This window comes from Beutenbergia cavernae DSM 12333, assembly GCF_000023105.1.
Lineage (GTDB): Bacteria > Actinomycetota > Actinomycetes > Actinomycetales > Beutenbergiaceae > Beutenbergia > Beutenbergia cavernae.
Genome location: NC_012669.1, coordinates 2,042,664 through 2,065,656 on the forward strand (window position 1 = coordinate 2,042,664; position 22,993 = coordinate 2,065,656).

21 protein-coding genes and 2 tRNA genes are annotated in these 22,993 nt (G+C 72.3%); 11 read left to right on the top strand and 12 right to left on the bottom strand.

What is annotated here, in order from left to right; all coding sequences use genetic code 11:
- Window positions 1–97: 97 nt before the first annotated feature.
- Together BCAV_RS08975 and BCAV_RS08980 are read left to right on the top strand one after the other, a co-directional pair.
- Entirely contained in the window at window positions 98–1,702 is a 1,605-nt protein-coding gene (locus tag BCAV_RS08975) for an ABC transporter permease subunit (RefSeq protein WP_015882278.1), read from the top strand.
- A 1-nt stretch (window position 1,703) separates the two neighbouring features.
- Window positions 1,704–2,606 (top strand): sugar ABC transporter permease, encoded by a 903-nt coding sequence (locus tag BCAV_RS08980; RefSeq protein WP_015882279.1) that lies wholly within the window; start codon window positions 1,704–1,706, stop codon window positions 2,604–2,606.
- Between the two features lie 37 nt (window positions 2,607–2,643).
- Here the strand turns inward: BCAV_RS08980 and BCAV_RS08985 are convergent, their stop codons facing one another.
- Together BCAV_RS08985 and BCAV_RS08990 are read right to left on the bottom strand one after the other, a co-directional pair.
- A complete protein-coding gene (locus tag BCAV_RS08985) occupies window positions 2,644–2,931 on the bottom strand; it encodes a DUF2277 domain-containing protein (RefSeq protein WP_015882280.1) in 288 nt (95 codons plus the stop codon).
- Between the two features lie 41 nt (window positions 2,932–2,972).
- On the bottom strand, window positions 2,973–4,772 hold the full coding sequence (locus BCAV_RS08990; RefSeq protein WP_015882281.1) for a glycoside hydrolase family 13 protein: 1,800 nt from the start codon (window positions 4,770–4,772) through the stop codon (window positions 2,973–2,975).
- 124 nt (window positions 4,773–4,896) lie between these two features.
- Between BCAV_RS08990 and BCAV_RS08995 the strand changes: the two genes are divergently transcribed.
- Window positions 4,897–6,180 (top strand): deoxyguanosinetriphosphate triphosphohydrolase, encoded by a 1,284-nt coding sequence (locus tag BCAV_RS08995; protein ID WP_015882282.1) that lies wholly within the window; start codon window positions 4,897–4,899, stop codon window positions 6,178–6,180.
- Here the strand turns inward: BCAV_RS08995 and BCAV_RS09000 are convergent, their stop codons facing one another.
- Window positions 6,181–6,951, bottom strand: coding sequence for an LLM class F420-dependent oxidoreductase (locus BCAV_RS09000; RefSeq protein WP_015882283.1), 771 nt, complete (start codon window positions 6,949–6,951; stop codon window positions 6,181–6,183). It abuts the gene before it with no gap.
- A gap of 90 nt (window positions 6,952–7,041) precedes the next feature.
- On the opposite strand from BCAV_RS09000, the gene dnaG reads away from it, so the two are divergent.
- Together dnaG and BCAV_RS09010 are read left to right on the top strand one after the other, a co-directional pair.
- A complete protein-coding gene (gene dnaG, locus BCAV_RS09005; protein ID WP_015882284.1) occupies window positions 7,042–9,045 on the top strand; it encodes a DNA primase in 2,004 nt (667 codons plus the stop codon).
- Window positions 9,046–9,054: 9 nt separating this feature from the next.
- Complete coding sequence (locus BCAV_RS09010; RefSeq protein ID WP_015882285.1) at window positions 9,055–9,630, top strand: GNAT family N-acetyltransferase; 576 nt, start codon at window positions 9,055–9,057, stop codon at window positions 9,628–9,630.
- Between the two features lie 34 nt (window positions 9,631–9,664).
- On the opposite strand, the gene BCAV_RS09015 is transcribed toward BCAV_RS09010, so the two are convergent.
- Both BCAV_RS09015 and BCAV_RS09020 read right to left on the bottom strand, forming a co-directional pair.
- Window positions 9,665–9,740: transfer RNA gene (locus BCAV_RS09015), tRNA-Asn, on the bottom strand.
- 109 nt (window positions 9,741–9,849) lie between these two features.
- Complete coding sequence (locus BCAV_RS09020) at window positions 9,850–10,368, bottom strand: hypothetical protein (protein WP_144016750.1); 519 nt, start codon at window positions 10,366–10,368, stop codon at window positions 9,850–9,852.
- Between the two features lie 53 nt (window positions 10,369–10,421).
- On the opposite strand from BCAV_RS09020, the gene BCAV_RS09025 reads away from it, so the two are divergent.
- Window positions 10,422–10,495: transfer RNA gene (locus BCAV_RS09025), tRNA-Ile, on the top strand.
- 76 nt (window positions 10,496–10,571) lie between these two features.
- The gene (locus tag BCAV_RS09030) at window positions 10,572–10,766 is read left to right on the top strand and encodes a hypothetical protein (RefSeq protein ID WP_015882287.1); all 195 of its coding nucleotides are present in this window, start codon (window positions 10,572–10,574) and stop codon (window positions 10,764–10,766) included.
- A 56-nt stretch (window positions 10,767–10,822) separates the two neighbouring features.
- Here the strand turns inward: BCAV_RS09030 and BCAV_RS09035 are convergent, their stop codons facing one another.
- From BCAV_RS09035 to BCAV_RS09060, 6 genes are read right to left on the bottom strand one after another with little or no spacing between them, the layout of a single operon-like run.
- Window positions 10,823–12,205, bottom strand: a complete 1,383-nt coding sequence (locus BCAV_RS09035; protein WP_015882288.1) for an NtaA/DmoA family FMN-dependent monooxygenase — start codon at window positions 12,203–12,205, stop codon at window positions 10,823–10,825.
- The gene (locus BCAV_RS09040; protein WP_015882289.1) at window positions 12,198–13,460 is read right to left on the bottom strand and encodes an acyl-CoA dehydrogenase family protein; all 1,263 of its coding nucleotides are present in this window, start codon (window positions 13,458–13,460) and stop codon (window positions 12,198–12,200) included. Before BCAV_RS09040 ends, BCAV_RS09035 begins: the two co-directional genes overlap by 8 nt.
- Window positions 13,461–13,464: 4 nt before the next feature.
- Window positions 13,465–15,117: a dipeptide ABC transporter ATP-binding protein gene (locus tag BCAV_RS09045; protein WP_015882290.1), complete on the bottom strand. Its 1,653-nt coding sequence runs from the start codon at window positions 15,115–15,117 to the stop codon at window positions 13,465–13,467.
- The gene (locus BCAV_RS09050) at window positions 15,114–16,028 is read right to left on the bottom strand and encodes an ABC transporter permease (RefSeq protein ID WP_015882291.1); all 915 of its coding nucleotides are present in this window, start codon (window positions 16,026–16,028) and stop codon (window positions 15,114–15,116) included. The genes BCAV_RS09045 and BCAV_RS09050 overlap by 4 nt, the downstream gene beginning before the upstream one ends.
- Entirely contained in the window at window positions 16,025–17,023 is a 999-nt protein-coding gene (locus BCAV_RS09055; protein WP_015882292.1) for an ABC transporter permease, read from the bottom strand. Before BCAV_RS09055 ends, BCAV_RS09050 begins: the two co-directional genes overlap by 4 nt.
- Before the next feature lie 4 nt (window positions 17,024–17,027).
- A complete protein-coding gene (locus BCAV_RS09060) occupies window positions 17,028–18,683 on the bottom strand; it encodes an ABC transporter substrate-binding protein (RefSeq protein ID WP_015882293.1) in 1,656 nt (551 codons plus the stop codon).
- 374 nt (window positions 18,684–19,057) lie between these two features.
- On the opposite strand from BCAV_RS09060, the gene BCAV_RS09065 reads away from it, so the two are divergent.
- The 4 genes from BCAV_RS09065 to BCAV_RS09080 all read left to right on the top strand — a co-directional run bounded on the left by BCAV_RS09065 (window position 19,058) and on the right by BCAV_RS09080 (window position 22,195).
- On the top strand, window positions 19,058–20,122 hold the full coding sequence (locus tag BCAV_RS09065) for a hypothetical protein (protein WP_015882294.1): 1,065 nt from the start codon (window positions 19,058–19,060) through the stop codon (window positions 20,120–20,122).
- A 48-nt stretch (window positions 20,123–20,170) separates the two neighbouring features.
- Window positions 20,171–20,659, top strand: coding sequence for a peptide deformylase (def, locus tag BCAV_RS09070; protein ID WP_015882295.1), 489 nt, complete (start codon window positions 20,171–20,173; stop codon window positions 20,657–20,659).
- 151 nt (window positions 20,660–20,810) lie between these two features.
- Entirely contained in the window at window positions 20,811–21,311 is a 501-nt protein-coding gene (locus BCAV_RS09075; RefSeq protein ID WP_015882296.1) for a DUF3145 domain-containing protein, read from the top strand.
- 221 nt (window positions 21,312–21,532) lie between these two features.
- Window positions 21,533–22,195 carry a phosphotransferase gene (locus BCAV_RS09080; RefSeq protein ID WP_015882297.1) on the top strand — a complete coding sequence of 221 codons (663 nt, stop codon included), beginning with the start codon at window positions 21,533–21,535 and terminating at the stop codon, window positions 22,193–22,195.
- On the opposite strand, the gene BCAV_RS09085 is transcribed toward BCAV_RS09080, so the two are convergent.
- Window positions 22,162–22,947 carry a VOC family protein gene (locus BCAV_RS09085; RefSeq protein ID WP_015882298.1) on the bottom strand — a complete coding sequence of 262 codons (786 nt, stop codon included), beginning with the start codon at window positions 22,945–22,947 and terminating at the stop codon, window positions 22,162–22,164. The two genes, BCAV_RS09080 and BCAV_RS09085, sit on opposite strands and share 34 nt — an antisense overlap.
- Window positions 22,948–22,993: the final 46 nt, after the last annotated feature.

Below are 22,993 nucleotides of genomic sequence, written 5' to 3' on the forward strand. Positions count from 1 at the left end.
CGGGAACTCCCGCGCCGCGCCGTCGCCGCCCGCCGGGCACACGTCCGTGCCCAGCGCCACCGTCCGTCAGCACCCGTCGTCGTCGCCGGAGGTGTCCGTGAGCTCGCAGCTCACCACGCAGCGGGTCGAACCCGAGCCCGCCGAGAGCCCGCGCACCTCGCACGCGCGGACGTGGTCCGCCGGCTTCCTCGCGAAGCTGGCGCTGCTCGCCGTCGTCGACGCCTTCGGCGTCTACGTGGTGCTCGCCGCCTGGAACGAGCGGTCGTTCGGGATCCTGTGGTCCATGGTCGCCCTGCTGGCGGCGGCGAACTACGTGTACTTCTCCAAGCGTGCGCTCGCGCTGAAGTACATCCTCCCGGGACTGGCCTTCCTGCTCGTCTTCCAGATCTACGTCGTCTTCTACACGGGCTACGTCGCGTTCACGAACTACGGGGACGGGCACAACTCGACCAAGGAGCAGGCGGTCGAGGCCTTGCTCGTCCAGAACGAGCGGCGGGTGGAGGGCTCCGAGTCGTTCCCGCTCGTCGTCGTGTCCGACGGCGGCGAGCTCGGTTTCGCGATCGTCGACGCCGACGGCGACGTCGAGGCCGGTACGGCGGACCGGCCGCTCGCCGGCGTCGACGACGCGTCGGTCGACGACGGCGTCATCACCGCCGTCCCCGGCTTCGAGCTGGTGGACCGGCAGGGGGTGCTCGAGCGCCAGGACGAGGTCACGGCGCTGCGCGTCCCGGTCTCCGACGACGCCGAGGACGGGTCGATCCGCACGACCGACGCGCGCACCGGGTACGTCTACGAGTCGGTCCTCGTGTACGACGAGGCCGCCGACACGATGACCGACACCACCACGGGCGTCGTCTACGCACCGAACGACGACGGCCAGTTCGAGGCCGAGGACGGCAGCACGCTCGCCGTCGGGTGGCGGGTCGTCGTCGGCTTCGACAACTTCGTGACGGCGTTCGGAGACGCGCGGTACGCCCAGCCGTTCGTCGCGATCCTGCTGTGGACGTTCGCGTTCGCGATCCTCAGCGTCCTCACCACGTTCCTGCTCGGCCTGTTCCTCGCGATCACGTTCAACGAGGACCGGCTCCGGGGACGCAGGATCTACCGGACGCTGATGATCCTGCCGTACGCGCTCCCGCCGTTCCTCGCCGCCCTCATCTGGTCGGGCCTGCTCAACCGGAGGTTCGGCTTCATCAACGAGGTGCTCCTGGGCGGCGCCGAGATCCCGTGGCTCACCGACCCGACGCTCGCGAAGCTGGCGATCCTCGGCGTCAACCTGTGGCTCGGGTTCCCGTACATGTTCCTCATCTGCACGGGCGCTCTGCAGGCGATCCCCGGCGACGTGCTCGAGGCCGCACAGATCGACGGCGCGGGCCGGGTGCGGACGTGGCGCTCCGTGGTCCTGCCGCTGCTGCTCGTCGCGACGGCGCCGTTGCTGATCTCCTCGTTCGCGTTCAACTTCAACAACTTCACGCTGGTCTACATGCTCACCGGCGGCGGGCCGAGGTTCGCCGACGCGTCGGTGCCGCTCGGGCACACGGACATCCTCATCACGATGGTCTACTCGATCTCCGGGATCGACGGGAACGCGCCACGCAACTACGGACTCGCGAGCGCCCTGTCGATCGTCATCTTCGTCATCGTCGGCACGATCTCCGCGATCGCGTTCCGGCGGACCCGGTCGCTGGAGGACATCAACTGACATGGCCACGCAGACCGCGACCCCGTCCACCCGCCGCGCCGCGCCGGTCCGCCGCGGCTCGTTCGGCCGGTGGGCGGCCGACCTGGGCTGGCGGCACCTCGTCGGCGTGATCTTCGTCGTGTTCGCCGCGTTCCCGCTCGTCTACGTCGTCTCCGCGTCCCTCGCGCCGGGGGGCACGCTCACGGGCTCGAACGCGCTGTTCGCCGCCGTGGACTCGGCCAACTATGCGGACCTCGGAGCCACGGCGTTCTGGACCTGGTTCGGCAACACGATGATGATCGCCGTCGTCACGAGCCTCGGCACGGTCCTCATGGGCGCCGCCGCGGCGTACGCGTTCTCCCGGTTCCGCTTCTCGGGACGACGCGTCGGGCTGACGTCCCTCCTCGTGGTCCAGATGTTCCCGCAGATGCTCGCGTTCGTGGCGATCTTCCTGCTGCTGCTCGGGCTGGGGAACGTCGTGCCGGCGCTCGGCCTCAACAGCAGGGTCGCGCTGATCTGCGTGTACCTCGGCGGAGCGCTCGGAGTGAACACGTTCCTCATGTACGGGTTCTTCAACACGGTGCCCAAGGAGCTGGACGAGGCGGCGAAGATCGACGGTGCCACCCACGCCCAGATCTACTGGACGATCATCCTGCGGCTCGTCGTGCCGATCCTCGCGGTGGTCGGTCTGCTGTCGTTCATCTCGACGTTCAGCGAGTTCATCGTGGCGCGGATCGTGCTGCAGTCGGAGAGCAACTGGACGCTCGCCGTCGGGCTCTACAGCTGGGTGTCGTCGCAGCTCGACGCGAACTGGGGACTCTTCGCGGCGGGCGCGGTGATCTCAGCGATCCCCGTGCTCGTGCTGTTCCTGTTCCTGCAGAAGTACATCGTGGGCGGGCTGACCGCCGGCTCCGTCAAGGGCTGACGCGCCGGCGAGGGGATCCCGACGGCGGTCGCGCCGCTCAGGCGGAGGCCGCCTCCGGGCGCGCGTACCGGTCGCGCGAGCGCGCGATCAGCTTCTCGCGCTCGACGTCGCGATCCTTCGGGGGCGCCGTCGTCACGAGGGCGTCGAGCAGGTGCTGGGTCACGTGGGCGATCTCGACCACGGCGTGGTCGAACGCCTCGGCGTTCGCCTTCGACGGCTTGGTGGTCCCGGCGATCTTGCGCACGAACTGCAGCGCGGCGTCGTGCACCTCGTCGGAGGTGGCGGGCGGGGCGAAGTTGTGGAGGGTCCGGATGTTGCGGCACATGTCCAGCACGATAGGCCTGGCCGGCCCGACTTCGCGAGGGGTCAGTCCGGTCCGATCGGGGATCGTTCGAGGGCGGCCTCGGTCAGCCGCGCCCACACGGTGACGTCCGACGGGAGGTGCCGGACGCCGTCGTCGTCGGTGAGGATCTCGGCGCTGGCGAGGAGGATCTCGATCCCGGCCGGCAGGGGCTGCGGGCGCGGGCCGAGGTTCGTGGCGACGACGACGTCGCGGTTCACGAGGACCACGGCCGTCTCGTGGGCGTCTGCGGGCAGGCCCTCGACCCAGGCGAGCGAGCCGGTTCCGAGGCGGTAGTCGCGCCGCAGACGCAGCGCCTCCCGGTACAGCTCGTACGTCGAGCCCGCCACGCCCTTCTGGGCGTCGAGGGCGTAGGCGGACCACGAGTCCGGCTGCGGCAGCCACGCCGCACCCGTGGGGGAGAAGCCGAGAGCCGGGGCGTCAGCCGCCCACGGCAGCGGGACCCGGCACCCGTCCCGGCCGCGGTCCGCGCCGGCGGAGCGGGAGAACGCCGGGTCCTGGCGGAGGGCGTCGTCGAGCGTCGTGTGCTCCGGCAGCCCCAGCTCCTCGCCCTGGTACAGGTAGGCCGATCCGGGCAGGGCGAGCATCAGCAGAGCTGCCGCCCGGGCGCGGCGCAGGCCGAGGGCCTCGTCCGGCTGCGGGTCGCCGGGGCCGATCGGTGCCGCCTTGCCGCCGGGGTGCGGCAGACCGAGCCGGGACGCGTGCCGGACCACGTCGTGGTTCGACAGGACCCAGGTGGTCGGTGCCCCGACGACGTCGTTGGCGCGCACCGAGTCCTCGACGACCTCGCGCAGCTGCGGCGCGAACCAGTGGGTCGTGAGGAACGCGAAGTTGAACGCCTGGTGCATCTCGCCGTCGCGGACGTACCGCGCCAGCCGGGACAGGGGAGACACCCACGCCTCGGCGACGAGCACGCGGTCGCCGTCGTAGCCCTCGAGCACCTCCCGCCACTCGCGGTAGATCTCGTGGACGCCCTCCTGGTCCCACATCGGCCCCGCGGCGCCGACCTCGGGCTCCGCGTCGGTGTCCGGCTCAGGTGCCTGCTGGTGCTCGTCCTCCGCGATCATCGCCGAGTGCCCGGCCCAGTCCGGCAGGCCGTCCTGCTTGACCATGCCGTGCGCGACGTCGACGCGGAAGCCGTCCACCCCGCGGTCGAGCCAGAACCGCAGGACCGAGACGAACTCGGCACGCACGCCGGGATCGGCCCAGTTGAGGTCGGGCTGCCGCGAGTCGAACAGGTGCAGGTACCACTGCCCGGGCTCGCCGTCCGCACCTCGGCTCCGCGTCCAGGCGGGGCCGCCGAACACGCTCGTCCAGTTGTTCGGCGGTTCGCTTCCGCCGTCGCCGCGTCCGTCAGCGAAGTGGTACCGCGCCCGCTCGGGCGAGCCAGGGGGCGACGCGAGGGCCGCACCGAACCAGGCGTGGTCGTCCGACGTGTGGTTCGGGACCAGGTCGACGATCACGCGCAGCCCGAGCTGGTGGGCGCGGGCGATGAGCTCGTCGACGTGGTCGAGCGTGCCGAAGAGCGGGTCCACGTCCCGGTAGTCGGCGACGTCGTAGCCGGCGTCGGCCTGGGGGCTGCGGTAGAAGGGGGAGAGCCAGACGGCGTCGACGCCGAGCCGCGCGAGGTGCCCGAGCCGCGACGTGATGCCGGGGATGTCGCCGTACCCGTCGCCGTCGGAGTCCGCGAACGAGCGCGGGTACACCTGGTAGATGACGGCGGAGCGCCACCACGCCGTCGGGCCGTCGTGCGCCGACGAGACGAGCGTCGTCGTCGTGGTCGTCAGGTCCGTCGGTGCCGTCATGGGCCCATTGTTCGCCCGGCCCCGCGGCGGACAAAATCGAGCGAGAGGTCGGGGCCGAACGCCGCGAACGCGGGCGGGGCAGCCGCGCCCCGCCGTCGACACCGCCGCACTACGCTCGGTGGTGATGACCTCCTCCGAGCTCGACACGCGCTCCGGCGCCGCGTATGTGCGCGGCGACTGGGAGCGGTGGTTGCCGGAGCCGGCGAAGAGCCCGCGGCGGACGCCGTTCGAGCGGGACCGCGCACGGGTGGTGCACTCGTCGGCGCTGCGGCGGCTGGGCGCGAAGACGCAGGTGCTCGGACCGGGCACCGACGACTTCGTGCGCACGCGGCTGACCCACTCGCTCGAGGTGGCGCAGGTGGGTCGTGAGCTCGGGAAGCTGCTGGGCTGCGACCCGGACGTGGTCGACACGGCGTGCCTCGCGCACGACCTCGGGCACCCGCCGTTCGGCCACAACGGCGAGACGGCGCTCGCCGACGCCGCGGACGGGGCAGGGGGCTTCGAGGGGAACGCGCAGACGTTCCGGATCCTCACCCGCCTCGAGCCCAAGACGTTCACGCCGGACGGGGTCGGCGTCGGGCTCAACCTCACGCGGGCGAGCCTGGACGCCGCCACGAAGTACCCGTGGCGGCGGGGCGACGGCCCGCTGCGGCGCGACGGACGTCCGAACCGCAAGTTCGGGGTCTACGACGACGACCTCGAGCTGTACGCGTGGATGCGGGAGGGAGCGCCGCACGGGGAGCGGTGCCTCGAGGCTCAGGTGATGGATCTTGCCGACGACATCTCCTACTCGGTGCACGACGTCGAGGACGCGATCGTCGGCGGCCGCGTGGACCCCGCGCGGCTCCGGTCGCCCCACGAGCAGGACCGCATCGTGGCGCAGGCCCGCGACTGGTACGACCCGGAGGTCTCCGACGACGAGCTGCACACCGCGTTGACGACGCTGCTCGGTGCGCCGTTCTGGGTGGATGCCTACGACGGGTCCCGCCGCTCGCTGGCCGCCATCAAGGACATGACGAGCCAGCTGATCGGGCGGTTCGCCGGCGCTGCGGTGGACGCGACGCGCGAGGCCTACGGGTGGGGGCGCCTCACGCGTTACTCCGCCTCGCTGCAGGTGCCGGGCGCGACGACGGCGGAGATCGCCGTGCTCAAGGGGGTCGCGGCGCTGTACGTCATGGCGCCGCGCGAGCACGAGCCGCTGTACACGTACCAGCGACGCGTGCTGACCGACCTCGTGGAGGTCCTGCTCGAGCGGGCCGAGCTCGCCCTGGAGGAGCACTTCCTCGTGGACTACCGGCGGGCGGACGACGACGCCGGGCGGCTGCGCGTCGTCGTCGACCAGGTGTCCTCGCTCACCGACGTGTCGGCGATGGCGTGGCACGCCCGGCTGTGCCGGCCTCCCGACTGATCAGCGCTGGGCGTCGCGCCAGGCGATCCACTTCTCGACCAGCGACAGGTCGTAGTCCGGACCGCTCGCCCCGATCGTGAACAGCGTGGCCCCGGCGTCGACGAGCGGCTGCGCGACGGCCTCCGGCGGTGCGCTGACGCCGATGGACCGTTCGACGAGGGTCGCCGTGTCGCGTCCGACGGCGGCCCCGTGCTCGTCGAGGATCGCACTCTTGCGGCGCAGCGTCGTGACGTCGCCGAACGAGTGCCAGGCGTCGGCGTGCTCGGCGACGATCCGCAGCGTCTTCTTCTCGCCGCCACCCCCGATGAGGATCGGGATGTCCCGCGTCGGGGTGGGGTTCGACGCGGCCCATCGCGCCTTGATCCGGGGCATGGCCTCGGCCAGGTCGGCGATGCGGGCACCCGCCGTGCCGAACTCGTAGCCGAAGTCGTCGTAGTCCCGCTCGAACCAGCCGGCACCGATGCCGAGGATGAGCCGGCCGCCGGACATGTGGTCGACGGTGCGGGCCATGTCGGCGAGGAGATCGGGGTTGCGGTACGAGTTGCACGTGACCAGCGCGCCGATCTCGACCCGCTCGGTCTGCTCGGCCCAGGCGCCGAGCATGGTCCAGCACTCGAAGTGCTTGCCGTCTGCGTCCCCGCGGAGCGGGAAGAAGTGGTCCCAGTTGAAGATGATGTCGACGCCGAGGTCCTCGGACCGGCGGACGGCGTCGCGGATGGCCGAGTAGTCGGCGTGCTGGGGCTGGATCTGGACGGCGATGCGCAGGGTCACGCCGCTACGTTAGCGGCGCGGCGCCGTCGTCGTCCTGCGCCCTGGGGACCGAACGGACGAGGAGCCGCCGCGGCGACCTAGACTCGCCTCGTGGCAGGCCGCATCCGACGTGAGGACATCGGGGCGGTGCGCGAGAAGGCCCGCATCGAGGAGATCGTCGGGGACCACGTCTCGCTGCGCAGCGCGGGCGTCGGCTCGATGAAGGGTCTGTGCCCGTTCCACGACGAGCGGACGCCGTCGTTCCACGTCAGGCCGCAGCTGGGGCTCTGGCACTGCTTCGGCTGCGACGAGGGCGGCGACGTCATCTCGTTCGTGCAGAAGATCGACCACCTGACGTTCACGGAGGCGATCGAGCGGCTCGCCGCCCGGACCGGCGTCGTGCTGCGGTACGAGGACGACGGCGGCGGCACGTCGCGCCCGCGGGAGGAGCCGGGGCGGCGCCAGCGGCTCGTCGAGGCGCACCGGATCGCGTCCGAGTACTACGCGGAGCAGCTCGCCGCGCCCGAGGCCGAGCCCGCGCGAACGTTCCTGGCGGAGCGCGGGTTCGACCGTGCCGCCGCGCAGACGTTCGGGGTGGGCTACGCGCCGAAGGGCTGGGACCACCTGCTGCGGCACCTGCGCGGGCGCGGGTTCACGGAGGCCGAGCTGGCGGCGAGCGGGCTCGTGTCCCAGGGGAACCGGGGCCACTACGACCGGTTCCGCGGCCGCCTCATGTGGCCCATCCGGGACATCACCGGCGACGTCATCGGCTTCGGGGCGCGGCACCTGTACGCCGACGACCCCGGTCCGAAGTACCTCAACACGCCCGAGACGCCGATCTACCGCAAGTCCCAGGTGCTCTACGGGATCGACGTGGCGAAACGAGAAATCGCGAAGGAGCGGCAGGTCGTCGTCGTCGAGGGCTACACCGACGTCATGGCGGCGCACCTCGCCGGCATCGGGACGGCGATCGCGACGTGCGGGACGGCGTTCGGCGCGGATCACGTGCGGATCGTGCGGCGGCTGCTCGGTGACGCCGCCGACTCCTCGGCGGGCGTGATGCTCGCGAGCGGTCGCGCCGTCGGCGGCGAGGTGATCTTCACGTTCGACGGCGACGAGGCCGGCCAGAAGGCGGCCCTGCGGGCGTTCGGGGAGGACCAGCAGTTCGCGTCCCAGACGTTCGTGGCCGTCTCGCCCGACGGGCTCGACCCGTGCGACCTTCGCCTGCAGCGCGGTGACGCGGCCGTGCGCGCTCTCGTCTCCGAGCGGGAGCCGCTGTTCGAGTTCGCGATCCGGTCGGTGCTGGCCCGGGTCGACCTGGACACGCCGGAGGGGCGGGTCGCGGGATTGCGGGTCGCCGCGCCCGTCGTGGCGCGGATCCGGGACCACGCCCTGCGCGGGGAGTACGCGCGCGAGCTGGCCGGGTGGCTCGGGATGGACGTCGTGGACGTGCGTCGCGCGGTCGCGTCGGCTCCACGCGGCGACGCCCGCCCGCGGGGCGACGCGCGGTCCGCCGACGGGCGCCCGGACGGTGGCCGAGGCGAGACGCGGGCCGGCGACGACTCCGGGCGGTCCGCGCAGCGACGTCCGGCACAGCCGTACCCGGACGATCCGGTGGCGAAGCTCGAGCGCCAGGTGCTCGAGGTGGCGCTGCAGCTCCCCGCATTCGCGGCGGACGCCGGTTTCGACAGCCTCGACGCCGCGGCGTTCCAGGTGCCCGCCTACCGTGCTGTGCACGATGCCGTGCGGGCCGCCGGGGGAGCGGCGGCGTTCGAGACGTTCCGCGAGCAGCAGCGCGCCGCCGGCGCCGCCGACGTGGACCGGGCAGCGGCGGCCGCCTGGTCCGACGCGGTGCTGGAGGGTGCGGTCGGCCCGCTCGCCTCGCTCGTGACGGAGCTCGCCGTCGCACCTCTGCCCGCCGACCGCGAGGAGGCCCTCGGTGGGTACGCGCGAGGCGTGGTGCGAGCGGTCGTCCGCCTCGGTGTCACGCGCAAGATCGGGGACATCAGGGGGCGGCTGCAGCGGATGGATGCCGCGAGCGAGGAGTACCAGGCGGCGTTCGCGGAGCTGCTCGTGCTCGAGCAGGAGCGACGGGGTCTGACTGACGCGAGCTGAGAGGGACACATGACCGACGTGGATCCGGACGTCGTCACGACGTCGCGCCTCGTGGTGCGCCCGCCCCGCGAGGCCGATCGGGAGCGGTTCGTGGAGTTCTTCGGCGCCGAGGACTTCATGGTGTTCTACCCACGGGTCCTCACCGAGGCCGAGGCCAACGACCGCTTCGACCACATGCTCGACGTCTGCCGGACCATCCCGTTCGGCAAGCAGCCGGTGGTCGAGCGCTCCTCGGGTCGAGTCGTGGGGTACACGGGCGTCGACTACATCGACATCGAGGGCACGACCTGGCTGGAGTGGGGATGGCGGCTCATCCCGGAGTGTCGCGGTCGCGGGTACGCCACGGAGGCCGGCCGGGCGCTGCTCGCGAAGGCCAACCAGGTGCACGACGGTGAGCTGCTGGCCATGATCGACCCGGCGAACCTTCCCTCGCAGAACGTGTGCCGCAAGCTCGGGTTCAGGTTCTGGAAGCAGGCGCCCGTGGACGGCGCGACGCACAACCTGTACACCCTTCGCGTCGGCGGCGCGGCCCCCTCTGGAGGGCCGGCCGACGTGCTGGCGCGTCCTGACGACGAAGGCCCCTGACCGCGCGTCTGCGCTGGTCAGGGGCCTCGTGGGATGGCTCCCGCAGGTGGACTCGAACCACCAACCGTTCGATTAACAGTCGAATGCTCTGCCAATTGAGCTATGCGGGATCGCGGGGAAGACTCTAGCAGGCCGAGGGGTGTGGATCTGCCCGTGCGCCGCGGTCCGACGCGGCCACCGGAGCCCCGGAACGGATGCGTCTGCCGGGAGAGCGCAGCGTCAGGGCTCGAGCCCCGCGGCCGCGCGTGCGTCACGCTCGAGGGCGTCGATCGCGGCCTGCTCGGACGCCGTCCCGCGGAGCCGGCCCACGACCGACACCTGGGAGAGGAGGGAGTCGTCCTCGGCGCGTCGGATCGCGACACGGACCTTGGCCCCGCCCGGAAGGTCGCGCTCCTGCATGAGGACGATCGACGACTCGACGCGCTCCCGGAGCGCCGTCGGGAACGCCCGCTCGTCGGACACGAGGCCGAGCGCGCTCTCGTCCCCCTCGATCCAGCGGACATGGATCGACGGTGGCTCGGGCGCCCAGTCGGCGTGGTCCACCTCGTGCCATCCGCGGCGGTCCCGCACCTGCCATGCGCCGCCGTCCTCGATGACGAGAACGAGGGCGTGCGGCGTGACCACCGCCCAGCCACCGTCGGTCATCTCCGCCGCGGCCAGCGGCCGGTCTCCCGTTCGAAGGATCCGCGCAGCCTCGCGGGGGAGCCGTGGCGCTCGCCGTGGAACCAGTCGTGCCATGCCTCGACCGTAGACCGCCCGTGACTGTGCCCGGACCATAGGATCGTCGCCGCGCCCCGTTAGCTCAGCTGGTCAGAGCAGTGGACTCATAATCCATCGGTCGCGGGTTCAAGTCCCGCACGGGGCACCGCCCTGGCGTAGCGTGTGGCCGTGGCTGGGAGGCAGTCCGATCGACGCGCGCGCGTGCGGGTGCGGAGGCCATGATGAACGTGGTCCTGCCTGTGGTGTTCGCGCTCATGGGTATCTCGATGATCATCTTCCGGGAGCGCTTGGCCGACCTGGCGTGGCGTCGGCGACCATCAGAGGCGTGGCGGCGCTACAACCTGGTGGCGGCCCCGATCGTCGGGGTCCTCATGATCGCGGTGGCAGTCTGGGTCTTCATCGACTGGAGTCGCTGAGCTGAGGCACGCGCTCTCGGGAGAGCACGGGCACCTTCAACCGCCTCGAGCCGGTCTCAGCGCACGGCGGCCGCCGTCCGCGCGAGCTGCTCGGCCAGCGCCGGGTGCGTCTCGTGCGGCTGACGCTGCCCCGCACCGAAGAGACGCTCCCGGAGCGTCTCGCCCGGCGTGTACCGGTCCCGGAGCAGACCACGGTCGCGCAGGACCGGAACCACGAGATCGACGAAGTCCCGCACCGAGTCGAACGAGACGTCCTGCTTGATGTTGAACCCGTCCACACCCGTCTCCGTCGTCCAGCGCTCGAGAGCGTCGGCCACCTGGACCGGGCTCCCGACGACCGTGAACTCGCCGCCGCGGGACCTGCTCTGCAGCGCCAGCACGTCGGCCACCGTCTGGCCCGGCTCGAAGTTCCGGATGAGCATCTCGTACCCGAAGTCCTTGGCGGCGATGATGTCGGCGATCAGGTGCGTCGGGGCGTACCGCGACAGCTCCGGCGTCCGCCGCGGCTGCTCGAGCGCCTCGCGCGGTGTCCGGTAGGAGTCGTACGCGTTCGCCTTGTCCCACGCCTCCTGCTCCGTGCGCCCCACGATCACCTTCGCGATCGCGAGGAACGCGAGGTGCGCCGGGTCCCGTCCTGCCTCGACGGCCCGGGCGCGGATGTCAGCGATGTTGCTGCGCACCTTCTCCTTCGTGCCGCCGCCCACGAAGACCACCTCGGCGTGCCGCGCCGCGAACTCCCGCCCGCGGATCGAGCTCCCCGCCTGGAACAGCACCGGCGTGCGCTGCGGCGACGGCGCGGACAGGTGCGGGCCGGCCACCGAGAAGTGGTCGCCCACGTGGTTGATGTAGTCGACCTTCGCCGGGTCGGTGTAGACCCGAGCGGCGCGGTCGACGACGACGGCGTCGTCGCGCCACGAGTCCTGCCACAGCCGGTACAGCACTGTCAGGTACTCGTCGGCGATCTCGTAGCGCAGGTCGTGCTCGACCTGGTCCGTCAGCCCGAAGTTCCGGGCGGCGTTGGCGAGGTACGACGTCACGATGTTCCACGCCACGCGCCCGTTGGAGAGATGGTCCAGGGTGCTCAGCCGGCGCGCGAACGTGAACGGGGGCTCGTACGTCGTCGAGAACGTCGCCGCGAGCCCGAGGTCCCGGGTGGCCGACGCGAGCGCGCCCAGCACGATGAGGGGATCCTCCGTGGGCACCTGGAACGCCTCCTTCACCGCCGTCGAGAGCCCATCGGTGAACACGTCGTAGGTCCCCAGCACGTCCGCGAGGAAGAGGAGGTCGAACGTGCCCTCCTCGAGGATCTGGCCGAGCTCGGTCCAGAACTCCACGGTGTGGATCCTGTGCCGCTGGTCCCGGGGATGGGTCCACATCCCGTGCGAGAGGTGGACCGGCGCCGCCATCTCGAACAGGCTCAGGCGGATCTGCTCAGGCATCGGCATCCTTCCCGGTCGCTGACCGGTGCTCGGGGGTCGGTCTCGCGGGGAGCGAGCCGTGCAACAGGTAGTGGCCCACGGCCTGGGCCCGGAAGATCGCCGGATTGTGGGACGCGACGGTGCGCGCGTTCCGCCAGTGCCGGTCGAGCCGCAGCTTCTCGCTGGTCGCGGACGCCCCGCCGACCTCGAACAGCGCAGTGGTGGCCTGGAGCGTCAGGTCGATCACCACGCCCTGGGCACGGAACACCGTGACGTTGGCGTCGTCGAACGTCGCGAGGTCCGTGACGCCGTCACGCTGCGCCGCGAACGCGTCCTCGAGCGGGTCCGCCGCCGCGAGCACGGTGGACTCCGTCGCCAGGGCGAGCCCGGAGACGGTCCCGATCACCTGCTGGACGGCGGGACTGTGGCGCGGCTCGACCGGGTTCTCGAGACCGACCCGCCGCGACCTGCCGGACACGAACGCGACGGCGTCGCGAGCCGCGGCACGGGCGATGCCGGCGAGGGTCGCGAGGAGCACGAGCTGGTAGAAGCCGGAGATCGCGGTCGGGCGTGGGGCGTCACGGGAGTACCGCGTGACGTGCTCCTCGTCGACGACGACGTCGCGGAACTCGGTCGTGCCGCTTCCGGTGAGGCGCTGGCCGAAGCCGGTCCAGTCGTCGATCCGCGTGACGCCCGGCGCCGTCGTCGGCACGGCGACCGTCACCCGCTCGTCACCGTGCGCGGCCGTCACGTTGATCCAGTCGGCGAACAGGGTGCCGGTGCTGTAGTACTTCGTGCCGTTGAGCACGAGCCGGGTGGCGCCGTCGACCTCCTGCTCGGTGAGCACGGTGGAGGCCTCCTCGAACGTCGCGTTCCCGAGCTCGCTCTGCGCGTTCCCCACGAGGACGCCGTCGACGGCCGCCCGCGCCCAGTGCTCGCGGTAGGCGGGGTCGGGGTGCGCGAGCCGCACCTCGAGGAACGCGAAGTGGCCGCGCAGGAGCTGCGCGAGATTGGAGTCGGCCTCCGCGAGCTCGATGAGCAGCCGGAAGAACTGGCGGGTGCTCGCCCCCGAGCCGCCCCACTCCGCCGGCACGCGGACGGCGCCGAACCCGGCCGCCCGCAGCCACTCGACCTCCTCGAACGGCAGGCGCCGCGCGTTCTCCCGATCGGCCGCCCCCTCGCGGATCCGGTCGAAGACCGGCCTGAAGCGGGCGAGGAGCTGCTCGTCCGAGACGGCCGTCTCCGGTGCTGGTGCGAACTGCGTCGTCGCTGTCATGGGATCACGTCCTGATCGGTTCGGTGGACAGGGTCGGTGTCGCGACCTCGGGCAGGCGAGGCACGGCCGCGAACAGGGCGCGCGTGTAGGGGTGGGTGGGGCGGTGGAGGACGTCGCCGGCCGGACCGGACTCGACGACCCGGCCGTCCTTGAGCACGAGGACGTCGTGGCTGACCTCGTGGACCACGCCCAGGTCGTGCGAGATGAACAGGTACGCCGTCCCGGTGCGCAGCTGGAGGTCGGCCAGGAGCTCGAGCACCTGCGCCTGCGTGGAGACGTCGAGCGCAGAGACGGGTTCGTCGCACACCACGACCGAGGGCCGGGCCGCCAGTGCGCGAGCGATCGCGACCCGCTGGCGCTGACCTCCGGACAGCACGGCCGGGCGGCGCGGCAGGACGTCCTCGGGGAGTCCGACGAGCTCGAGCAGCTCGACGGCTCGCCGTCGGCGGTCCCCGCGCGCCGTCGCCGCGTCGAGCGCGATCACCTCGCCGAGCACCCGGTCCACGGTGTACCGCGGGTCGAAGCTGCTCGTCGGGTCCTGGTGGATGACGCCGATGCGTCGGCGCAGACGGCGCCGCGCGGGCGCGTCGAGGTCGCGCCACGTCTGCCCGTCGACGGCGACGGCGCCGGTGTCGGGCGCCTCCAGCCCGACGAGGAGCCGTGCCAGCGTGGTCTTGCCCGACCCCGACTCACCGACGAGCCCGAGGGTGCGCCCCCGGTGCAGCTGGAACGAGACGTCGTCGACGGCGCGGAACGTCCGGCGTCCCTCGACGGCGAACGACTTGCTCACCGCCCGCACCTCGGCGACGACGTCGGGCTCCGCCGTCCCGACCGGTGGTGCTGCCGTTCGCGCGTCCAGCGCCAGGCGCGGCACCGCCGAGAGCAGCAGCCGCGTGTAGTCGTGGCCGGGGGAGTGCAGCAGGTCGGCGGTGCTGGCCTCCTCGACGATCCGCCCCTGGCGCATCACCGCGACCCGGTCGGCGATCTGCGAGACCACAGCGAGGTCGTGGCTGATGAACAGCAGCGTGGTCCCGGCGTCCTTGAGGTCCCGCAGGACGTCGAGGATCCGGGCCTGCACGGTGACGTCGAGAGCCGTGGTCGGCTCGTCGAGCACGATGAGCTCCGGCTGGGCGGCGAGCGCCGTGGCGATGAGCGCGCGCTGTCGCAGCCCGCCGGAGAGCTGGTCCGGACGTTGGGCGGCGCGCAGCCCGGGCTCGTCGACGCCCACCCGGGTGAGCAGCTCGATCACGCGCTCGTGTCGTTGCCTCGCAGGAATCGCCGTGTGGAGGCGCAGCACCTCCTCGATCTCCCGGCCGACGGGGCGGAGCGGGTCGAGCGACACGAGCGCGTCCTGCAGCACGAAGCCCACGCGGCTCCCGCGCAGCCGTCGCCAGCCGCGCCGCGGCACCGAGAAGACGTCGACGCCGGCGACCCCGATCCGAGCGGCCCGTACCGTCGACCGATCGCCGGCCAGGCCGATGAGCGCACGCGCGGTGACGCTCTTGCCGGAGCCCGACTCACCGACCAGCGCGAGCGCCTCGCCCCGACGCACGTGCAGGTCGACGTCGGCGACGACCGTGCGCGCGTGGTGACGGCGCCCGAACGAGACGGTGAGCCCGGCGACGTCGAGCACCGGTGCGTCTTCGAGGACGGTCATCGCAGGCGCCCCTCCGCCCGCGCGGACAGGCCACGGCCGATCGTCGTCGTGCACATCACGAGCGCGGTGATGACGAGCCCGGGGATGACGCCGTACCACCAGGCGATCGCGAGGTAGTCACGGGACGTCGCGAGGAGCAGACCCCACTCGGGTGTCGGCGGCGCCGTGCCGAGTCCGAGGAAGCTGAGCGCCGCTCCGGCGACCGACGCCGTCCCGACGCCGATCGTGGCCAGCACGAGCAGCGGCTTCGTCGCGTTCGGCAGGACGTGCCGCCACACGACGGCTGCGGGGCTCAGACCGAGCGCCACGGCCGCCTCGACGTACGACGAGCGCCGCACCGCGAGCGTCTGGGTGCGGATCAGCCGCGCGTAGGTGGGGATGCTCGCCAGCCCGATCGCGAGCACGGTGTTGCGCAGGCCACCGCCGAACAAGGAGATCACGACGAGCGCCAGCAGCAGCTCCGGGAAGGCGAGCCCGACGTCGGTGAGGCGCATCAGCGCCTGGTCGACCCGTCGGTTGCCGAGGCCCGCGAAGATGCCGATCGCGATCCCGCCGGCGAGACCGATCGCCACCGCGCCGAGTCCCAGGAAGAACGCGTGACGTGCGCCGTGCACGACGCGGCTGTACAGGTCGCGGCCGTTCTCGTCGGTCCCGAACCAGTGCGCCGCCGCCGGCGGCTGGAGCGCCCCCGTCGTGTCGATGGCGAGCGGGTCCTGGGTCGCGAGCCACTCGGGCCGCAGTGCCGCCAGGGCGATCACCGCGAGGACGGCGACGGCGACCCAGAAGCCGATCGGGTGCCGCGCGGCCGTGCGCAGCCGACGGCGCGGCGCGGCGCCCGGAGTCGTGTCCGGATGCGGGGCGGCCGGTAGGACGTCGGCGACGGCGGGCGGCGGGCTGACGGAGACGCTCATGTCGCTCCTCTGAGGCGCGGGTCGATCAGCGGGTAGGCGAGGTCGACGACGAAGTTGACGACGACGTAGGCGAGGGCTGACAGCAGGACCAGACCGAGCACCATCGGCATGTCCTTGGAGTTGACGGCGGTCAGCAGCATGCGTCCGACGCCCTGCCGGCCGAAGAGCGACTCGGCGATGACGGCGCCGCCGAGCAGGCCGCCCACCACGAACCCGGACATGGTGGCGAGCGGCAGCAGGGCGTGCCGGAGCGCGTGGCCGAGGCGCACCCCGGTCTCGCCGAGCCCACGGGCGCGGGCGCTGGTGATGAACGGCTCGTCCAGCGCCTGCTCGAGCGCCTCGCGCAGCACCTGGGTGAGCACCGCCGCGGAGCCGATCGCGATCGTGACGGCCGGCAGGACGAGCGAGGGCCACCCCTCGCTCCCGATGGACGGCAACCAGCCGAGGCCGAAGGAGAAGATCGTGAGCAGCACGATCCCGATCCAGAACCCTGGGGCGGCGATGAGGAACAGCTCCGCCGCCGACGACGTGCCGCGGACCCAGCGTCCCCGCTTCGCCGTCACGAGCGCCGCGACGACGGCGATCGTGACGGCGAGCGCCGCGGCCGTCAGCCCCAGCGTGACCGTCGCCCCGAGCTGCTCCCCGATCGCGTCGGCCACCGGCCGCCGAAGGCGGTACGACTCGCCGAGGTCACCCTGGAGCAGGCGCACGAGGTATGCGCCGTACTGCTCGTACCACGGCCGGTCGAGGCCGTGCTCGAGCCGGACCTGCGCGAGCACCTCGGGAGACGGGCTCGCCTCCGGGCCGCCCACGATCGCGTACGCGGTGTCACCGGGCACGAGGCGCAGCGTGAGGAAGCCGAGCGTGGCGGCGCTCCAGAGGACGCCGACCCCGAGAACGGCCCGGAGGGCCGCGTACCGCAGGAACGCCCCGAAAGCCCGGCCACTCGCACGAGGCCCGGCCGGGGCCTCGCCGCTCGTCAGTCGCGTCGACACGGCCTCAGGACTCCTTCCATGTGTCGTAGAACCACAGCGCCCCGTAGGCGTAGTCGAAGCCGATGCCGTGGACCGACGACGAGGAGGACACGAGGCTCGGGCGGGTGTAGAGCGGCAGCGACGGCGCCAGCTCGACCAGCCGAGCCTGCGCCTCGGAGTAGAGCTCCTGACGGGTGGCGTCGTCCGTTGCTTCGCGGGCGCGCTGCGTGAGGTCGTCGATCTGCTCGTCGCGCAGACGCGTCGAGTTGTTGCCGCGGCGCTCGGGCGTGGTGATGTTGTGGGAGTTGTACTGGATGTACAGGACGTCGGCGGTGTTCGTCGTCCAGATCCCGGCGCTGAGGTCGAAGTCACCGGCGCTGGAGCGTTCCGACTGCTCCTGCTCGGACACGGTCTGGATCACCACCTCCACACCGACCTCCTTGAGGTGGGCCTGGGCCAGCTCGAGGATCTGCTGCGTCTGCGCGATCGTGCCGGCCGTGGGGTAGAACAGGGAGAGCCGCTCGCCGTCGCGCGTGCGGTACCCCTCGGCGTCGCGTTCGGTCCAGCCCGCCTCGTCGAGCAGCTCGTTCGCCCGCTCGACGTCGTAGGTGATCGACGCGTCGGAGTTCGGCGCGAAGTCCGGCGTCGGCGACGTGAGGTACCCGTCGGCGAGCTGCCACTGGCCGAAGGAGACGGTGTCGACGATCGACTGCCGGTCGACGGCGGCCACCACGGCCTGTCGCACCCGGACGTCGTCGAGCGGCGCACGCGAGGTGTTGAACCAGATCGAGAACGGGTGGCCCGGCCTGTCGACCCGGGCGAAGTCCAGGTCCGCGCTGGCCTCGACCGCCTCGACGTTCTGCGGCGGCGTCCAGTCGATGACGTCGACGTCCCCGGCGGCGAGCGCGTTGTACCGCACGCCCTCCTCCGGGATGAAGAGGATCTCGAGCTCGTCGACGTAGGCGGGTCCCTCGTGCTGCGCCGCAGCCTCCGGCGCCCAGTCGTAGTCCGGGTTCTGGCGGTAGGAGATGCTCTCGCCCTGCGTCCAGTGGTCGAAGATGAACGGGCCGGTGCCCACCGGGTGCTCCCGGATGCCGGCGGGGTCCTCGGCGATCTGCTGCGGCGACACGATCGACAGGTAGCTCTGCGACAGCACGTTGATGAACGCGGAGTACGGGGTCGAGAGCGTCACCTCCAGGGTGAGCTCGTCCACGACGCGGGCGCTGGAGTAAGGAGCGATGTACGCGGCGGCGAGCGGCGACTGCGTCTCCGGGTCGAGGATGTGCTCGAAGTTCGCGAGCAGTGCCTCCGCGTCCCAGGCGGCGCCGTCGTGGAAGGTCACGCCCTCCCGGAGGGCGAACGTGTAGACGAGACCGTCGTCAGAGACCTCCCACGAGTCGGCGAGCCAGGGGTGGAACGTCCCGTCCTCGGCCTGCCAGAACAGCGACTCGAGGACCGGGCGCAGCAGGACGGTGGTGTTGGTGGCCGAAAGTCCGTGCGGGTCGAGGTTGTCCGGCTCGTCGCCGTTGAGCGCGACGGTGAGGCGTCCCCCGGGCTCGGGTTCGGCTTCCGTCCCGGACTGCTCGCCACCCCCGGGGTCGCCGCCTGCGCAGGCGGCGAGCAGGAGGGCCGAGAGGAGGATCGTGGCGTGACGGGCGACGCGGGAGCGCGAGGAGACCACGAGGGCCGCCTTTCATGGGTTCGGTCAGGCGTGAGGTGAGAGAGGAGGCGCGGATCGTGCCGCGCGGCTGCGAGGCCGTCGTCGGCCCCAGCGCAGACGGGGGAGAGGCGTCGTCAGCGCGGACAGCAGGTGCGGGCGTCGGCGTGAGTGCTCCCGCTGAGTGGGGCCCCGCACTGAGACGTCTGCATGGCGGGGACGGTAGTGACGCACCCGTGACCGCGGCATGCCCCGTTCCAGGAGTCCGGATCTTGAGACGAGTTGATCGCCTGCTGGCGCGAGCGACGGGCGGGTCGAGAGACGACGGGCGCCGGAGGGCCTGAGCCTCGGGATCTGGGAGGATGGCGGCGTTCCGTCGACCCTCCCAGGGGGCTCCCATGGCTTACCGCTTCAACTCGCCGCCCGGTTGGCCGGTCCCGCCCGAGGGCTGGGTGCCCCCGGAGGGCTGGACGCCGGACCCCTCCTGGCCGCCGGCGCCCGACGGCTGGCAGTACTGGGTCGAGATTCCCGCTGCCGCGCCGCCGCCGTCCTACGGGTCGCAGGACGACCCCACGCAGGCGTTCGGCGTGGGTGGGGTGAGCGCCTCCACGGACCCCTACGGGCAGCCCACTCAGGCGTACGCCCCGGTGCCGCCTCCGCAGTCCTACGCACCGGCACCGGCGCCGTACTCCTACGACGCCTCCGCGGCGCCGGGCGGCCAGGCTCCCGGCGGCCCGTACGCTGCGGCGCCCTACGGCGGGCCGGGCGGCCCCGGCGGCCCCGGTGGCGGTTCCAGGACCGGCCTGTGGATCGGACTGGGCGTCGGCGTGCTCGTGGTGATCCTCGTCGTCGCGTCGGTGCTGCTCCTCAACCGGGGGAACGGCACCCCTGAGGCGGACCCGACGACCCCGCTCACGCAGCCCACGGACACGCCCTCGAGCGCCGAGCCGACCGACGCACCCACCACCGACGAGCCCACCGATCCGTCGACGACGGCGGCGGCCCCGTCCGGTGACGCCCCCGCGGGGAGCCGCGAGGTGCAGGTCGGGGAGCAGATCGAGGTCGTGAACCCGAGCGGCACCACGGACGCGCTCGTCACGCTGACCGAGGTCTCATGGGATCGCACCTGCGAGACCGATCTCGGCTCGGGCGACACCTTCGTCTGGCTCCACTTCGACGTCGCGGTGGCCGACGACTACGACGACAGCATCGTCGGCTTCATGCTCAACCCCCTCGAGTTCTCCGCGTTCGACGGCGCGGGCACCGAGGACTCCTCGGCCGGCATCAACGGGCTCTTCTGCGGCGACGCCGACCCGTTGCCCTCGGAGATGTCACCGGGCGACCAAGCCTCGGGTTGGCTCGCTCTCTCGGTGCCCGACGACGTGCAGTGGATCGTCTACGAGTCGATCACGATGTCGTTCACCGACGAGCTCTCGTTCGCCTGGGCCATCAGCGCTCCCTGACCTTCCGCGGCGGCCGGAGGAGCCCGGTCGCCGTGGAAGGATGACGCCATGGCGTTCCGAGACATCCGCGTCGTGGGCGATCCGGTCCTGCGCACACCGTGCGAGGAGATCACGGTGATCGACGACCGAGTCCGCACCCTCGTCGACGATCTCGTCGAGACGGTCGACCACGAGGGCCGTGCAGGGCTGGCCGCGAACCAGATCGGCGTCAGCCTGCGTGCGTTCTCCTGGAACATCGACGACGAGGTGGGCTACGTGCTCAACCCGCGCATCGTCGAGCTGAGCGAGGACACCTATCAGGACGGCGACGAGGGGTGCCTGTCCGTCCCCGGTCTGTGGTTCCCCACCAATCGCGCGTGGTACGCGAAGGTCGTCGGCACGGATCTCGACGGCGCGGAGGTCGTCGTCGAGGGGACCGAGCTCATGGCCCGGTGCCTCCAGCACGAGGTCGACCACCTGGACGGGATGCTCTACATCGACCGCCTCGAGCGGTCGGTCCGCAAGAAGGCCATGCGCGCGATCCGCGACCAGCTCTGACGAACCCGGATCGAGACACGGGGCGCCCAAGGGTGCGCCGGCGGCCGTTCGTCGGGCATGATGGCCCCAACGCCGTTGCTGCATGTCCCAGCCTGGAACCGCGTCGAGAACGTTGGGGAAGACGTAACTCGACGAGGTCAGGAGGGTCGACATGACGGGTGCCACAACCCGCGGCGTCCTTTTCGTGCACTCTGCGCCCCGTGCGCTCTGCCCCCACGTGGAGTGGGCGGCGGGGTCCGTGCTGGGGAAGCAGGTCGCGCTCGACTGGACGGCGCAGCCCGCCGCTGCCGGGCTGTTCCGTGCCGAGCTCTCGTGGGCCGCGGCCGTCGGTGCCGGTGCACGCCTCACCTCCGCGCTCCGCGGCTGGAACCATCTCCGCTACGAGGTCACGGAGGAGGCGACGGGCACCAGCGACGGCGCCCGGTGGTCGCACACCCCCGAGCTCGGCATCTTCCACGCTCAGACGGACCGCCACGGCAACGTCGTCGTCCCCGAGGACCGGGTCCGCTCGGCGCTCACGCAGGCCGACGACCCGGCGCGTCTGCGCGCAGCGCTCGACCTTGCGCTCGGCCAGGCCTGGGACGACGAGCTCGAACCGTTCCGCTACGCCGGGGCGGGCGCCCCGGTGCGATGGCTGCACCGCGTGGGGTGACCGCCACCGCCCGGGGGAGTCGAGCGCTCGCGTGGGCCGTGAGGGCGTGGCCAGACGTCGACTGGCACGGTGCTCGCGCGACGCACGGCGCGTTCCACGACGTCGTCGTGGCGCCTGGCCGCGTCGCGGCACGGATCGGTCGCGGGCAGGGACACCGGGCTCGCGTGCTCCGCGAAGCTGCCGCGGCGACGGCGGTCGCTCGTCTCCACCTTCCCTGGGCAGTGCCTGACGTGCTCGAGGGCCCGGTCGAGGACGACGGCGCGAGCGGCGTCCTGACCGCGTACGTGCCCGGGACGATCCGGGCGGACGCCGCCTGGGATGACGTCCGAGAGGGGTACGCCACCCTGCTCGAAGGGCTCGGACGGGCGGCGACCGATGATCACGAGCTCGGGCGTCCGCGCTCGTGGTGCGGCGGTGCCCAGTGGCCGGACGTCGTGCAATACCGACTCGTGCCGTTGCTGCCGTCCGACGTCGGCCGCAGGGCCGCCCGACTCGTCCACGACGTTCTCGGTGCGGAGGCGGAGGCGTCGCCCGTCCTCGTGCACGGTGACCTCGGGCCCCACAACGTGACCTGGGCGGTCGACGCCGGCGGGGCGCTGACGCCGGTCGGTCTGCTCGACGTCGATCACGCGGCGCACGGTGATCCGGCGATCGACGTCGCGCCCCTGGTCGGCGCGTTCGGAGCCGCGGCCGTGGCCGACCTCGTGACGGCCGAGACTCTCGCGCGCGCGATGCGCCATCGCGCCACCCTCAGTCTCCAGGTCGCGGCGGCCGCCGAGCTGATCGACGACGTCAGCCTCCGGGACCATGCCCTCGCCAACGTCGTCAGCCGCGCGCGTGCGGGCACCCTCTACGACCCGGGTGGGTCAGCCCCGTCCGACTGATCGGCGGCTCCGCTGTAGAGGCAGAGGCAGAACGGGTGCCCGGCCGGGTCCGCGAACGTCCGGAACGTCGCGGCGTCGCCGGGGAGCCGCACCGCTCCCAGCCCGAGGGCCGCGGCCTCGGCTGCGTCCAGGCTTGCCACCGTGAGGTCGAGGTGGAGCTGTTGCGGGAACGCCGGGTCGGGCCACCGGGGAGCCCGGTAGCCCTCGACCTGCTGGAACAGCACCGGCGTCGCCCCGTCGTTGCCGACCATGCCCATGCCGTCCGCGTCGTACGTGACCGGCTCGCCGAGCAGCGCGGCCCAGAACGTCACGAGCTCGTGCGGGTCCGGGCAGTCCACGGTGACGCCCATGATCGTCACGGCGTCGGCGTCCTCCGCTCGGCACAGGTCGAACGGGTGGCCGGCGGGATCCGCGAGCGTGGTCCACGCCTCGTTCTCGCGGAGCACGCGCGCGCCCAGCCCCACGGCCCTCGCCGTCGCCTCCGCGACGTCGGGGACGCGCAGGTCGAGATGGAGCTGCTGCGGGCGCTCCTGCCCGGGCCACTCCGGCGTGACGAGTCCGGGCGCCGGTTGGAACGCGAGGTTCCACCCGTCCGGCGTCCGGACGACGACGACGTCGTCACTCCCGCCGGCCGGTGACGCGCCGGTCAACGCCGTCCAGAACGCCGTGGCACGTGTGACGTCCGGGACGTCCATGACGACGCTGTCCAGGACGCCGACACCTCCCGGCGCCTCCCTCGTGGTCTCGGTCACAGCTCCTCCTGGTGTCGCCCAGCGTGGCCCCGACTGCCGACACGGC